Source organism: Janthinobacterium sp. JF4 (genome assembly GCF_059617925.1).
Genome location: NZ_JCAQAV010000029.1, coordinates 38922 through 53225 on the forward strand (window position 1 = coordinate 38922; position 14304 = coordinate 53225).

Here is a 14304-nt window from a genome sequence, read left to right on the forward strand (position 1 = left end):
GCGGCGTCTTATCCCAGCGCGCGGGCGAAAAACGCCCAGATACGCTCATCCTGCACCGTGGCCAGGTTCAGGCGCATGCGGGTCGACGGCAGCTGGCGCGGCGAGAACAGGCTTCCCGGCGCCAGCACCAGCCCCTCTGCCAGCGCCTTCTCGGCCAATACGTTCGTGTCACTGCCCGCATCGGCCCACACGAACATGCCGGCCGGTGCGGGATCGAAACGCAAGCCCGCCTGTTCGACCTTGCGGTAAGTACCCTCGCGCACCTTGTCCAGCCGCGCGCGCAGGCGCTCCGCATGCTTGCGGTACAGCCCCTGCGAGAGGATTTTATACACGACGCGTTCGCCGATGTCGCTGGTGGTCAGGGTGGCCAGCATCTTGCGGTCGGCCAGGCGCTGCGCCCGCTCCTTTGAGGTGGCAATGAAGCCCACGCGCAGGTTCGCCGCCAGGCTCTTGGAAAAGCCGCCCAGATAGATCACGCGGCGCAGCTGGTCCAGCGCGGCCAGGCGCGTGGCCGGCTGCACCAGACCGGCTGCGCCCGGGTGCATGTCGCAATAGATGTCATCCTCGACGATGAGGAAATCGTGCTGTTCGGCCAGGCGCAGCACCTGGAACGCCTTGGCCGCCGACAGCGAGGTCGAACTGGGGTTGTGCAGCACCGAGTTGATCACGTACAGCTTGGGGCGGTGCAGCGCCGCCAGCTCGGCCAGCACGGCGATATCGGGGCCGTCACCCAGGCGCGGGATGCCGATGACGTGCATGCCCATGGCGGCAAAGGCGCCGAACATCAGCCAGTACGCGGGATCGTCGACGAAAATGGTGTCTCCGGGGCGGGCGAACTCGCGCGCCACCAGGTCCAGCGCCTGCATCACGCCCACCGTGGTGACGATCTGCTCGGGTGGGCAGGCGATTTCCAGCCCCGCCAGTTTCAGTTGCAACTGCTGGCGCAGCGGCAGGAACCCCTGCGGCGTGCCATAGCCCAGCAGCAAACTGCCGGGCTGGCGGCTGACGTCGCGCAAGGCGCGCGCCACCAGGTCGCCGTCGAGCCACTCGGCGGGCAGCATGCCGGTGCCGGGCGCGGGGATGGCCGGCGTCTGGCGGAACATGTTACGGATCAGCCAGACCACGTCCATCGGCTGCGCCACCGGGTCCTGCGCGCCAGCGGACGGCGCCGGCGTATTCAGGGACGAGCGCTCGCGCACGAAAAAACCGGCGCCGCGCCGCGATTCCAGGTAGCCGCGCGCCACCAGCTTGTCGTAGCTGGCCACCACCGTGGCGCACGACACGCTCAAGCTGGCGGCGCACTGGCGGATCGAGGGCATGCGCGCGCCGCCGCGCAGCAGCTTGTCATCGATGCGCGCCGCCAGCGAGCGCGTGATCTGGTCGATCAGGGTTTCGCCCGAGACGCGCGACAGCAAAGGGAGTGTATTGCTCATATGACCATGACAGTATGTGAAATTATGCGTGGAAGTGTATTTGTACTGTACTGCTATTCACGCCTAGGATAGCAGCATGTATCACACAAATCCACGCCTTTCCCTTACCGCACGCACCAGGAAACCCATGTCTTCACACACGAGCACCTCCACCACCCACCCGCCCCGCCTCAGCGATGACCACAAGGGGTTGCTGCTGGGCCTGACCGCCGTCGCGCTCTTCAGCCTGACCCTGCCCTTCACGCGCCTGGCGGTGGCCGAACTCGATCCCACCTTTGTCGCCCTGGGCCGCGCCCTGGTGGCCGCCTGCCTGGCCGGCCTGTGGCTATGGCAGCAGCGCGCGCCCATGCCGCGGCGCGAACAATGGCTGCCGCTGGCGCTCGTGTCGCTGGGCTGCGTGCTGGGCTTCCCCTGGCTGACCTCGATCGCCATGCGCAGCCTGCCCGCCTCGCACGGCGCCGTGCTGGTGGGCATTTTGCCCCTGGCCACCGCTGTGTTTGCCGTACTGCGCGGCAAGGAACGCCCATCGCCGGGCTTCTGGCTGATGGCCCTGCTCGGCACGGCATTGGTGGTGGCGTTCGCGCTGCGCCAGGGCGGCGGCAGCTTCCACCTGGCCGACTGGCTGATCTTTGCCGCCGTGCTGCTGGCGGCACTCGGCTATGCCGAAGGCGGACGCCTGGCGCAAGCCATGCCGGGCCAGCATGTGATTTCCTGGGCGCTGCTGCTGGCCGTGCCGTTCGTACTGCCCGTGGTGCTGTGGAATGCCTGGCCGCAGCGGGCGCTGCTGGCGCAGGCCAGCGGCGCGGCCTGGCTGGGCTTTGCCTACATCTCCGTGTTTTCCATGTTTATCGGCTTCTTTTTCTGGTACCGGGGCATGGCGCTGGGCGGCGTGGCCCGCGTGGGACAGACGCAATTGCTGCAGCCTTTCCTCACGCTGGTGGGCGCGGCCGTGCTGCTGCACGAGCCACTGACGGGTGAAAGCCTGCTGTTTGCCGGCGCCGTGATCGCCGTGGTGGCCATCGGACGCAAGCTGAAGTAAAGCGCCTTGACGCCCATTTGCAACGCCGTTGCGCGTGCGGATGGGCACGGCGGCGTGCAAGCCGTACAATACCGCAGCACCATGGCGACGCCTATCCGGCGCCGCTTGCGCACGCACCGCCACAAGCGGGCCAACAAATCCAGCCGGCGCAGCTCGGCATCTTCCGTGAGACTCGTATGAAAATTGAAAATCCGAATCCGATCCAATGGCGCTTTGCCGAACGCGCAGAACAGCTGCAAAGCTCGTTCATCCGCGAAATCCTGAAGATCACGCAGCGTCCCGAGATCATCTCGTTTGCCGGCGGCCTGCCCTCGCCCGCCACCTTCCCCGTGGAAGAAATGAAGACCGCCTTCGACAAGGTCCTGTCGAACAATGGCAAGGTGGCGCTGCAATACGGCCCCACCGACGGCTACCTGCCGCTGCGCCAGTGGATCGCCGACTCGCTCTCCAGCAATGGCAGCACCATCCTGCCCGAACAAGTGCTGATGACGTCCGGCTCGCAGCAGGCGCTGGACTTGCTGGGCAAGGTCCTCATCGACGAAGGCAGCAAAGTGTTGGTGGAAACCCCCAGCTACCTGGGCGCGCTGCAGGCGTTTTCCGTCTACCGTCCCGAATTCGTTTCCGTCGACACCGATGACGAAGGCCTGGTGCCGTCGTCGATCGACCCCGTCGCCGATGGCGCGCGCCTGCTGTACGCGCTGCCGAACTTCCAGAACCCGACGGGCCGCAGCCTGTCCGTGGCGCGCCGCGTGGAGCTGGTGGAAACCTGCGCCCGCCACGGCCTGCCGCTGATCGAGGATGATCCGTACGGCGCCCTGAGCTACAGCGGCGAGCCATATCCGAAGATGATCAACATGAATCCGGACGGCGTCATTTACATGGGTTCGTTCTCCAAGGTGCTCACGCCGGGCATCCGCCTCGGCTACGTGGTGGCGCCGATGCCGCTGGTGCGCCGCCTGGAACTGGCCAAGCAGGCAGCCGACCTGCACACGTCGCAGCTGACGCAGATGGTCGTGCATGAAGTGATCAAGGATGGCTTCCTGGACCGGCACATCCCCAGCATCCGCAGCCTGTACGGCAACCAGTGCCAGGCCATGCTGTCGGCGCTGGAAGAGCACTTCCCGGCCGGCGTCACCTGGACCCGCCCGGAAGGCGGCATGTTCATCTGGGTCACCCTGCCGAAACACATCGACGCCATGAAACTGCTCGATGAAGCCATCGCCAACAAGGTCGCCTTCGTGCCGGGCGCGCCGTTCTACGCCAACACGCCGGAAACGCACACCTTGCGCCTGTCGTTCGTGACGGTGCCGCCGGAACGCATTCGCGAAGGCATCGCCATCCTGGGCAAACTGATCGCCGCAAAAATGTAACTCGCCTCTTCGCGCCCCGCCTGCTGCGGGGCGTGTCACTGCTGCCCCCGACGCCTGGGGGCACGCGTCTTTTCCGCACAAAAGCCGCCTTCACGATAGCAACTTCGTGTATATATTTTTAAAAATATCATAAAAATAATATTTCACCGCCTCGCGCAGCATCGATTTTTTCACCCAAAAAATTGGCAAGGCGGTATGATTTGAGCGCTGCAGCGGATTTGAACCCGCTCGGCATCACCGAAAATGCGGCAAACGCTGGCATCGCAGAGTACATCGAGAAGGCCGGAAGCAATGAGTCCAGGCAGTGTGGAGCATTCCCAGCGGCACAACGCCGCCATTTTGATTGTCGATGATGCGCCAGCCAACCTTGAGCTGCTGCGCAAGCTGATGAGCGAACAAGGCTATCAAACCTATGTCGCCACGTCCGGCGAACGGGCGCTGGCGATCGCCCAGCGCGCCCATCCCGACCTGATCCTGCTCGACGTGCTGATGCCGGACATGGACGGCATCGAAACATGCCGCCGCCTCAAGCAGCATCCGCTGACGCAGCGCATTCCCATCATCTTCATGAGCGCCAAGACGGAAACGGAAGACGTGGTGGCCGGCTTCGACTGCGGCGCCGTCGACTACATCAGCAAGCCGCTGCGCATGGCCGAAGTGTGCGCGCGCGTGCGCGCCCAGCTGCAAATCCGCAGCAACAATGAAACCCAGCAGGAACAGGCCGAGCGCCTGCGCACCATCGTCAACAACATGGCCGAGGGCTTGCTGATCATCGAAGCCGATGGCCGCATCCAGTACACCAACCCGGCTTGCGACCAGTACCTGGGCTACCGCGAAAACGAACTGGCCGGGCGCTCCATCGGCGAGCTGCTCAGCCCTCTGGTGACGCAGGAATATCTCGATTACTTCGCCATGTACGCAGCCAATCCCGAAAATGCGCACAACCACGGCACGCGCGAAGTGGCGATCCGCCACCGCAATGGCGAGACGCTGTGCATGGACCTGACCCTGACGCCCATGTATCTGCGCCAGCCCCTGTATATCGGCCTGCTGCACGACATCACGCACCACAAGCAGTCGGAAGACGCCTTGCAGCGCGCCGCCTATCTCGATCCGCTGACAAAAATCCCCAACCGCCGGCATTTCGACAGCTTCCTGGAAAAGGAATGGCAGCGCGCCGTGCGCGGCGGCGGCGTCCTGTCGCTGGTGGTGCTCGACGTCGACCACTTCAAGCTGTACAACGATAGCCTGGGCCACCCGGCCGGCGACAGCTGCCTGCAGCAGGTGGCGCAAGCCATCGCCTCGCACGCCGCCCGCCCGGGCGACCTGGCGGCCCGCTACGGCGGCGAGGAATTCGTCCTGCTGTTTGCCGACACGGATGCCGAAGGCGCCCTGCACCTGGCCGAAGCCATCCGCGCGCACATCGAGGCACTGCAGCTGCCGCACCCTCGCTCCGCCACCTCGCCATGGATCACCGTCAGCATCGGCGTGGCGACCATCCACCCGCACCAGCTGGACGACCGCAAGGTGCTGTTCGTCGCCGCCGACCGCGCGCTTTACGTGGCCAAGGAAGGGGGCCGCAACCAGGTGCGCGTCACGCAGTCGGGCAGCACGGCCTGGGAAACGGTCAAGGCGCTGGTTTTACGTTAGAACTTTCTCGACACGCTCAGCTTCGCATTGCGTCCCACGCCGGTGACTGCTTCACTCAGGTACGGCATGTAGTTGCGGTTGAAGACATTATCGACCGTCAAGCGTACTTCCGTGCCGCGCCACACTCCCTGCCTGCCATGCCACGCAGCGAACAGGGTGTGCAGCGCATAGCCTTTCGATGGCGGCAGGCGGTAGACATTCCCCACCGCCAGGACGCGCTCCTGCTTCGCCACGAAGCGGCCCTGCCAGCCAATGCTGGCCCCGAGGTCGGGCATGCGCCAGCCCAGGCCCGCCATCAATTTATCCGGCGCGATGGTCGACACGGGTTCGTCCCGGCCCCACGGGTCGCGCTGGGAGCCGGTGCGCGTGCCGCGCTGCTTCGACAGCGAAGCGCTGGCAAACAGGCGCGGCGAGTTGTAGTAGGACTCGACCTCCACGCCCTGCGTGTGGAAACCGGCCAGATTGCGGTAGGACGACAGGGCTGGCGGCACCTTGCCCGATCCCGGCACATAGCCTTCGATCAGGATGCCCAGGCGCGGTCCGATATTGTCGCTGACGCGGTTCCGGTACGCCGTCAGGCGCAGCTGCACGTCGTCGCGCTCCATGAATACGTTCTGCCGGTGCAGCATGACGCCCGTGCGCACGGCCGTCACGCGCTCGACGGCCAGCTCGCGGCTGGTGCCCGGCGTCGATGAGCCCTGTCTGGCCGATACATAGTATTCGTTCGAATACATCTCGTCGATCGTCGGCGCGCGCCAGGTGCGGCTCAAGTCGCCGAACAGCGCCACGCTGCCCGACGCCTTCCAGAACAGGCCCAGGCGGGGCGACCAGTCCGCGTGCGCCTTTTCGCTGAAGTCGTGGCCGGCCGCCGCCAGCGCGCTGTTGTAGCGCGGCGCCTTGTTCGGCACGCCCTCGGACACGACCCGGTCGTGGCGCAGCGCCGCCGTCACCGTCAGGTCGCCATACGTCATCGCATCCTGCAGATACAGGCCCGTGGTTTCCTGGCGCCCGGCCGGCATGTAGTAGGGCTGGAAGTAGCCATGGTTGTAGCTGGGATCCTTCAGCGCCGTCGACGACGGGTAGTACATCAGGGTGTCGCGCACGTTCTTGTGCCATTGCAGGCCCGTTAGCAGCACGTGCGAAATGGCGCCCGTCGTAAACACGCTTTCGTTGCGCACCTCCGCAATGCGGTCCACGTACGAGGCCCAGCTCTCGTTGCCCAGGGATCCCAGGTAGGAACCCGGCGAAGCGGACGGCAGGCGCTTGTCATGCTGGTCCGTGTGCGAATAGCCGGCGCTGGCCGTCAGCTTGATCCATGGATTGTTTTGCGGCGCGTACTGCCACTTCACGGAATACGTATCGTCGTCCTGGTCGCGGTACACGGCCTTGCGCTGCCACGCCTCCTCCAGTCCATATTTCTTGATTTCCGCCTCGGTCGGCGTGGGCACGTCCTCGCCCATGGCGGCGAACGGACCCCAGCCCGAACTGCCACTCTTCATGGCCGTCAGGGTCAGGAGCTGCTCCGGCGTCAGACGGATATTCAGCTTCGCCAGGCTCGATGGCGCGTCGATGGCGGAAAAGCGGAATGGCTTGCCATCGGGTTTGCGCAAATCGTCGGACTTGCGCCGCGTGGTGAAGGCCATCGCATCGAAGCGGCCGTCTTCCGTGCGGCCGTAAACGGCCACGGTGGCGTCGTCTTCCCCGTTATTGGAGTGGCGCGAGTACTTGAGCATGGCGCCCACGCTCTCGCCGCCTTCCAGCAAGTCTTGCGCATCCTTGGTCTCGACCGTGATGACGCCGCCGAAGCCGCCATTGCCGTACAAGCTCGTATGCGCGCCCTTGTTCACCTCGATCTGCTTGATCAATTCCGGCTCGATGAAGATGGAACCCTGGCGGTATTTCTCGAAGCCCTTGGGCACGCCGTCGAGGATGACTTTCACGTCCTGCACTTTATTGAAACCCCAGATATTGAGGCTCTGGCCGCTGGGCCGTGCCGTGCCGGCCAGGTCGACGCCGGGCAAGGTGTCGAGCAAGGACGCGACATTATCGGCCTGCTGGCGTTCGATATCGGCGCTGTTGATGTAGGAGCGCCCGGCCGTGCCGGCGCTGATGGCGTCGCCAAACACGCTGATGGCGGGCATCTGCACAGCGTCCGCTGCCGCCCACGCATGGCCGTGCGCGCCGCCCAATGCCAGCGCCAGTGCGGCGGCCAGCGGGGTTAATCCTTGTTTGCTGCTGCTCTTCATCGCTATCCTTGCCTGGGTTTGCTGACTGCTTGATGCTTCTGGAATGAAAAAATGCCGGGGCAGAGGAAGGCGGTGCACGATCAAGCGGCGGCGTTGAAGGAAGCGTTGCGGCGGAACTCTGCCCGCGCGGACACGCCGCCGGCGCATGGCCGGCGGCGCGCTGCAATCACCGGGACAAGTTGCCTTAGTGAAATGCGGAACACATCATATATCGAATGCGAATGATTCGCAATACGATTTGATGCGGTTTATTCGGGATAGCCGGTGATGTCGGCGATCTCGCGGTACAGGGGCCGCAGCCGCGCATACATCTTGCGGTACACGCGCCGGTACAGCTGTTCGTAGATTTTGCGGTGCTCGGGATGGGGATGGAATACCTTGCCCTTGCGCGTCATCGCTTGCACGGCGGCGGGAAAATCCGCATGCCAGCCCAGGCCCACGCTAGCGGCGATCGCCGCGCCCAGGCCCGAGCTTTCATACACGTGGGCGCGCGCGGCCGGCAAGCCGAAGATGTCGGCCGTCAGCTGCATGGCCGCGTCGCTTTGCGAACCGCCGCCCGCGATGCGCAGCTCCGTGATGGCCATGCCGCTGCGCTGCTCGATGCGTTCCTTGCCTTCGCGCAGCGCATACGCGAGCCCTTCGAGGATGGCGCGGTAGATGTGCGCGCGCGTGTGCACGTCGCCAAAGCCGATCATGGCGCCCTTCGCTTCCGGGCCCGGCACCTTGATGCCGGGACTCCAGTACGGCTGCAGCATCAGGCCCATGGAGCCGGGCGGCACGGCGTCGACCAGGCGGTCGAACAGCGCTTCGGCAGACAGGCCCGTACCATCTTCGGCGGCGGCCGCCCGTTCGCGGTCGCCGAACTGCTCCTTGAACCAGTTGACCATCCAGTAGCCGCGGAAGATCTGCACCTCCGTGCTGTAGGCGCCCGGCATGGCGGCCGGATACGGCGGAATGAAGCGCGTCACCTCCACGTACTTGCGGTTGGTCGTGTTGATCGTGGCCGTGGTGCCATAACTGAGGCAGGCCACGTGCGGCTCGACGCAGCCGGCGCCCAGCACCTCGCACGCCTTGTCGGCGGCGGCGGCCAGCAAGGGCGTGCCCTCAAGAACACCCATTGCTGCCGCTGCTGCGGCCGTGATGGCGCCCATGCGCGTGCCCGGCGTCACCAGCTCGGGCAGCATGGAGCGCTGAATCGCCAGCGCCTGCCACTTCCAGTCGAAGCGCCCGGCCCACGCATGGCGCTTGTAGTCGAACGGGATGTACGCCACTTGCGAGCCCGTCGAATCGATATACTTTCCGCACAGCCGGTGATTCAGAAAACCCGACAGCAGCAGGAATTTGTGCGTGCGGCGCCAGATGTCGGGCTGGTGCGCGCGGATCCAGTTGATCTCGGCCTCGCGGCGGAAATACGCGATCGTGCCATCGAGGCGCGTGGCGCGGAAGGCGGCGCGCCACCATGGCGCCAGTTGGGGAATATCGCGCGTGCTGCGCTGATCCAGCCAGGTGATGGCGGGCCGCAAGGGTACGCCATATTCATCCACGTTGACCACCGTGCCGCGCTGCGTCGTCACGGCCACGCCGGCGACCGACGATTTTTCAATGACGGTGCTGCGCCACAGCTGCTGGCATGCTTCGCACACGGCTTGCCAGTAGCCGTCGGCGTCATGCTCGGCCCAGCCGGGGTGCGCCGAGTAATATGCTTCCAGGAACACTTGCGCCTTGGCCGCCAGGTTCCCGTCCCGGTCGAACAGCAGCGCGCGCACGCTTTGCGTGCCATTGTCGATGGCAAGAATGTACGGCCCCTGGCCCGATACGCTCGCCATGGCCTCAGCCCAGGCTGGACAGCGCGGCGCGCAGCGCCTGCAGCAGCGCCTGCGGATCCTTGTCCGGCTGGGCGCTGAACACGGGTGCTTCCCAGTCCTGCCCGCGCACGGCCACCACGCGCAAGCGCCCCCCTTCGCTCCAGGCCGGATACCAGCCCACGTCGACGATGTCGCCATTCGCGCACGTGATCTGCAGCAGGTCTTCGCCCAGGTCGTCGACGAGGACGTCCACGCTCTGGCGCAAATCCAGTGGCGACAGGCTGTCGTAGGTGATGCGGGCGTCGCCCAGCGCCAGGGGCTGGCCAAACAGGATGGTTTCGATGATGCTCTCCGTATTCTTATGGTTTTTCAATCGCCTTGCGGCACGCTGTAATGGCGGCGCCACAGGGCCAGGTAGCGCGCCTGTTCCGCATCCCAGCGTACATCATCCCAGCCCAGCTCACGCTGGCAGATGGCGCGCAGGCGCGGCATGATAGCAAGCGCGCCGCCGGCCAGCTGCAAACCGAGGCGCGTGCGGCGCAGCAGCAGGTCGTCCAGGTGCTGCACGTCCTCGTTGCGCGCGCCCCAGCGCAGCTGCGCCCACAGGGTCTGCGTGCCGGGAATCGGCTCCAGTTCTCCCTCCCGCGCCGCCTCGCACAGCGCCTGCGCTTGCGCGCCATGGCGCCCCAGCAGGCGCGCGCGCTGTTCGCCATCGAGCAGCAAGGCCTTGCCCGACAAGGGCGGCGTGGCGTCGAAAATCGGCAAGGGCGTCAAATCGGCCTGCCAGCCCGGCAGCAGCGGCGCCGCGCGGCGCAATGCATCGAGGGCGATCACGCGAAACGTCGTCAGCTTGCCGCCCGCCACCGTCAGCAAGCCGTTTTCCAGCCATAGCGCATGTTCGCGCGCTTCCTTCGACGGGTCAAGCTGGCCGCTGCCGATCACGGGACGCACGCCGGCAAACGTGGCCAGCACGTCGTCTTCGCCCAGCGCCAGCTGCGGGAACTGCCACTGCAGCGCCGCCAGCAGATAATCGAGTTCGCCGCGCGTGATGGCCGGTTCCAGGTCCAGGCTGGCGCCATGGTCGACATCGGTGGTGCCCACCAGGGTCACGCCCTCCCACGGATACGCAAACACGGGGCGGCCATCACGCGGGTGCATCAGGCTGACGGCTTGCGCCAGCGGCAGGCGCCAGGCCGGCAGCAGCAGATGGCTGCCGCGCAGGGGACGCAGTTTCGCCTGTTCTCCCACCTGGCCGCGCAGGCCGTCGGCCCAGGCGCCCGTGGCGCTGATCACCAGGCGCGCGCGCACCGTTGGCTTTTCGCCGCCGATGCCATCGCGCAAGGTGGCGCCGACGACGTTATCTCCTTCCCGCAGCAGCGCTGCCACGCCCAGGTAATTGACGGCCACGCCGCCATGGCGGCGCGCCTCCTGCAGCACGCGCAGCACCAGGCGCGCGTCGTCCGTCTTGGCGTCCTGGTACAGCATGCCGCCCCGCAGCCCATCGCGGTTGACATGCGGCGCCAGCATGGCAAAATCAGGGGCATCGACATAGCGGCGCGCGCGCCGGCCCGCCATCACGTCGTAGATGGCCAGGCCCAGCATGAACTGGCGCCGCCCCGGCTTCCTGCCCGTGTAGTCGCCAAAGGCAAAGCCCTGGGGCTCGACCAGCCCGGCCGCATCCGTCAGCAAGGCTTGCCGCTCATGCACCGACTCGCGCGTCAGCGCGAACTGCCCCTGCTTCAGGTAGCGCAAGCCGCCATGCACCAGCTTCGAGGAACGGCTCGACGTGCCCCAGGCGAAATCGCGCTGTTCCACCAGCAGCGCCGTCAAGCCGCGCCGCGATGCTTCGAGCAGGATGCCGGCGCCCGTGATGCCGCCGCCGACGATCAGCACATCCCACTCGCGCGCCAGGAGGCCAGGCAACTCCCCCCGGTTCACAAGCCGCCCCCGGTGTCGGGCAGCAGTTTGCCGGGGTTCATCATGCCCTGCGGGTCGAACTGGCGCAGCAGCGCGCGCATGGCGGCGATGCCCAGCTCTCCCTTTTCGGCCGCCAGCCACGGCGCGTGGTCGGTGCCCACGCCGTGCTGGTGGCTGATGGTGCCGCCGTTGGCGACGATGGCGGCGCAGGCCGCGTCCTTCAGGCTGCGCCAGCGCGCCATGTTGTCTTCAAATGTGGGCGCCAGCCGGTACACATACGTGGTGTAGACGCTGGCGCCCTGCGCGTACACGTGCGACAGGTGCGTGTACGCGTGCACCTGCTCGCCGTGCGCCGCCAGCGCGCCCGCGCCCGCCTGCTCCAGCGCCGCCATCATGGAAGCGACGCGCGGCCAGTCGACGGCCGTTTCCACCGTGTCGATCACATAGCCGTGTTCCCAGGCGCCGTTGCGCAGGTACACATTGCGAAAACGCCCCTGCTTCCACTTGTCGCCCATGTGGCGTCCCGCGTGCACGCCCTTGTGCCGCCGCGCCAGCGCCAGGGCGCCGCGCAGGGCCGCGCGCGCCGGCCCGGTTTCTCCGCTGACGCCCAGCATCAGCATGCACTTGCCTTCGCCGCAGCCGCGCAGGGCCAGATAGCGCTCCAGCAGTCCCACCAGTTTTTTATGCCCGGCCAGGGTCAGCATGGTTTGCGTTTCGACCGCGTTCGACAGGCGCAGCATGCACAGGGGCAGGCGCGACTGGGCCAGCGCCCGCACGGCGGCCTGCGCCTGGCCCCAGTCGGCAAAGAACACGGCGTGGAATGCTTCATGGGGCGGCAGCGGCGAGACGCGCACGGTGGCCTGCGTCAGGATGCCCAGCCGGCCCTCGGAACCGAGCACCATTTCGCGCAGGTCGATGCCCGCCGCCGAGGCGGGAAACGTGGGAATCGTCAGGGTGCCGGCCGGCGTTTCCACTGCGCCGCCCGCGAACAGCTGCTCGATGCGGCCGTAGCGCAAGGATTGCTGGCCCGACGAGCGCGTGGCGATCCAGCCGCCCAGGGTCGAATACTCGAATGACTGCGGATAGTGGCCCAGAGTATACCCTTGCGCGCGCAGCTGCGCTTCCAGGTCGGGACCATATACGCCCGCGCCGAACGTGGCCAGCTGCGCTTCGCGGTCCAGGTGGCCCAGCGCGCACAGGCGCGCCAGGCTGATCGACAGCACGGGACGCGGTCCCGCCGCCACCGTCAAATGCCCGGCCACGCTGGTGCCGCCGCCATGGGGTATCACGGCCACGCAGGCCTGGCGCGCATACGCGAGCAGCTGGCGCACCTGCAGCGCGCTGTCGGGAAAGGCCACGCCATCGGGCACGGCGCCGATGCGGCCATGGCGTAATTTAAACCAGTCGGGCAGGCTTTGACCGAGCGCATGGCGCACGCGCGTGGCAGGCGCAGTGTCGATCAGCGGATGCGGCGCCAGGCGCGAAGCGGGCACCTGCGCACAGGCGTCGTCGAAGGTGGCGTCGGCAATGCCGCTGCCCGGCCCCAGGCGCGCGCGCAAAAAAACCAGCGCCTCTTCGCTCAGCGCATACGTGATGCTCTCGTCTCCCCAGCCATTCCAGCGTCGCATCGACATTCCCTATCTTCACCCAGTTGCGCGCCACGGCGGCTTGCTATACTGTCCTTGCCTTATTTTCTTGCCAGATCAATAGCATATGCCGCCACAAACGAAGGGTATTGGTTTTTCATGACAATCGCATTGTTCCATCATGCCAGGCACTGACAGCCACCACGCGGAAGGCCGGGTCGCCGGCGCCTATCTGCAGCCGCTGCTGGAAGCGGCCGGCGCGCACGGCATCGCGCCTGCCAGCCTGGCGCAGGCGGCCGGCGTGGCGCCGCACAGCCTGGAAGCATCCGCAGCCAGCCTGGCCGCGCGCGACTACGTGCGCCTGCTCGACGCGGCCGCGCAGCTGGCGGGCGATGCGCATTTCGGCCTGCACGTGGGCCAGCGCGTGCGCATGGGCACCTACAGCGCGTATGGCTTGATATTGCTCAGTTGCCGCAACGTGGGCCAGGCGCTGGAACAGACGGCCCGCTATGAACGGCTGGCGCACGACCTGGGCCGCTCGACCCTGCAGCGCGATGGCGCCATCGCGCATTACCGCTGGGCCAGCAACTACCCGGGCGCCAGCCGGCACCTGGTCGACAGCGTCTTTGCCGGCGTCAAGGTGTGCGGCGACTGGCTGGCGGGCATGCCGCTGCCGCCGGCCCGGCTGGCGTTTACCCACGATGGCGGCGGCGGTTTGCTGCGCCATGCGGCGCACCGCGACGAATACGTGCGCGTACTGGGCAGCCTGCCCGCCTTTGGCGCGGACGCCAACACGGCCAGCTTCGACGCGCAATTGCTGGACTGGCCCGTGCCGAACGCCGACGTCAGCCTGTACCCCGTGCTGTGCCAGCATGCGGAACAATTGCTGGCGCGACGGCAAGCCGCAGCGCAGACGGGCGGCGGCATCGACGCGCAGGTACACGCGGCCATCGTGGCAGGCTTGCGCCAGGGTTCGGCGCGCCTGGCCACCGTTGCCGCCACCCTGGCGGTGACGCCGCGCACCCTGCAGCGCAAGCTGGCCGACGCGGGCACCAGCTTCCAGGCCGTGCTGGACCAGGCCCGCTACGGCCTGGCGCGCGATTATTTGCGCGAGCCGGACCTGTCGCTGGTCGACATCGCCTTCCTGCTCGGCTACCAGGAACAAAGCGCGTTCAACCACGCGTTTCGCACCTGGTCGGGCACCAATCCCGGCGCCTGGCGCCTGCAGCAATTACAGGCGAAGCAAGCCGGTTTGTAG

Annotated in this window: 10 protein-coding genes; 4 read left to right on the forward strand and 6 right to left on the reverse strand. The window is 66.6% G+C overall.

Annotated elements, in window-relative coordinates; translation table 11 throughout:
- Window positions 1–8: 8 nt before the first annotated feature.
- Entirely contained in the window at window positions 9–1433 is a 1425-nt protein-coding gene (locus AC54AF_RS19415) for an aminotransferase-like domain-containing protein (RefSeq protein ID WP_496637832.1), read from the reverse strand.
- Window positions 1434–1560: 127 nt separating this feature from the next.
- Between AC54AF_RS19415 and AC54AF_RS19420 the strand changes: the two genes are divergently transcribed.
- The 3 genes from AC54AF_RS19420 (at window position 1561) to AC54AF_RS19430 (ending at window position 5492) form a co-directional block, all read left to right on the forward strand.
- Window positions 1561–2472, forward strand: a complete 912-nt coding sequence (locus AC54AF_RS19420) for a DMT family transporter (protein ID WP_496637833.1) — start codon at window positions 1561–1563, stop codon at window positions 2470–2472.
- A gap of 176 nt (window positions 2473–2648) precedes the next feature.
- Entirely contained in the window at window positions 2649–3842 is a 1194-nt protein-coding gene (locus AC54AF_RS19425; protein WP_496637834.1) for an aminotransferase-like domain-containing protein, read from the forward strand.
- A 291-nt stretch (window positions 3843–4133) separates the two neighbouring features.
- On the forward strand, window positions 4134–5492 hold the full coding sequence (locus tag AC54AF_RS19430) for a diguanylate cyclase domain-containing protein (protein WP_131687398.1): 1359 nt from the start codon (window positions 4134–4136) through the stop codon (window positions 5490–5492).
- On the opposite strand, the gene AC54AF_RS19435 is transcribed toward AC54AF_RS19430, so the two are convergent.
- From AC54AF_RS19435 to AC54AF_RS19455, 5 genes are all read right to left on the reverse strand, one after another.
- Window positions 5489–7738, reverse strand: coding sequence for a TonB-dependent hemoglobin/transferrin/lactoferrin family receptor (locus AC54AF_RS19435; RefSeq protein ID WP_496637835.1), 2250 nt, complete (start codon window positions 7736–7738; stop codon window positions 5489–5491). The genes AC54AF_RS19430 and AC54AF_RS19435 overlap by 4 nt on opposite strands.
- Window positions 7739–7986: 248 nt before the next feature.
- Window positions 7987–9564 (reverse strand): FGGY-family carbohydrate kinase, encoded by a 1578-nt coding sequence (locus AC54AF_RS19440; protein ID WP_496637836.1) that lies wholly within the window; start codon window positions 9562–9564, stop codon window positions 7987–7989.
- A 4-nt stretch (window positions 9565–9568) separates the two neighbouring features.
- Window positions 9569–9916: a hypothetical protein gene (locus AC54AF_RS19445; RefSeq protein WP_496637837.1), complete on the reverse strand. Its 348-nt coding sequence runs from the start codon at window positions 9914–9916 to the stop codon at window positions 9569–9571.
- Entirely contained in the window at window positions 9913–11466 is a 1554-nt protein-coding gene (locus tag AC54AF_RS19450) for a glycerol-3-phosphate dehydrogenase/oxidase (RefSeq protein ID WP_496637838.1), read from the reverse strand. The genes AC54AF_RS19445 and AC54AF_RS19450 overlap by 4 nt, the downstream gene beginning before the upstream one ends.
- 11 nt (window positions 11467–11477) lie before the next feature.
- On the reverse strand, window positions 11478–13088 hold the full coding sequence (locus tag AC54AF_RS19455; protein ID WP_496637839.1) for an FAD-binding oxidoreductase: 1611 nt from the start codon (window positions 13086–13088) through the stop codon (window positions 11478–11480).
- Window positions 13089–13227: 139 nt separating this feature from the next.
- Between AC54AF_RS19455 and AC54AF_RS19460 the strand changes: the two genes are divergently transcribed.
- On the forward strand, window positions 13228–14304 hold the full coding sequence (locus AC54AF_RS19460; protein WP_496637840.1) for an AraC family transcriptional regulator: 1077 nt from the start codon (window positions 13228–13230) through the stop codon (window positions 14302–14304).

Bases quoted from the DNA above. Each gene is read 5' to 3' on its own strand.
- AC54AF_RS19415 (WP_496637832.1), bottom strand. From the start codon at position 1,433: ATGAGCAATACACTCCCTTTGCTGTCGCGCGTCTCGGGCGAAACCCTG.
- AC54AF_RS19420 (WP_496637833.1), top strand. From the start codon at position 1,561: ATGTCTTCACACACGAGCACCTCCACCACCCACCCGCCCCGCCTCAGC.
- AC54AF_RS19425 (WP_496637834.1), top strand. From the start codon at position 2,649: ATGAAAATTGAAAATCCGAATCCGATCCAATGGCGCTTTGCCGAACGC.
- AC54AF_RS19430 (WP_131687398.1), top strand. From the start codon at position 4,134: ATGAGTCCAGGCAGTGTGGAGCATTCCCAGCGGCACAACGCCGCCATT.
- AC54AF_RS19435 (WP_496637835.1), bottom strand. From the start codon at position 7,738: ATGAAGAGCAGCAGCAAACAAGGATTAACCCCGCTGGCCGCCGCACTG.
- AC54AF_RS19440 (WP_496637836.1), bottom strand. From the start codon at position 9,564: ATGGCGAGCGTATCGGGCCAGGGGCCGTACATTCTTGCCATCGACAAT.
- AC54AF_RS19455 (WP_496637839.1), bottom strand. From the start codon at position 13,088: ATGCGACGCTGGAATGGCTGGGGAGACGAGAGCATCACGTATGCGCTG.
- AC54AF_RS19460 (WP_496637840.1), top strand. From the start codon at position 13,228: ATGCCAGGCACTGACAGCCACCACGCGGAAGGCCGGGTCGCCGGCGCC.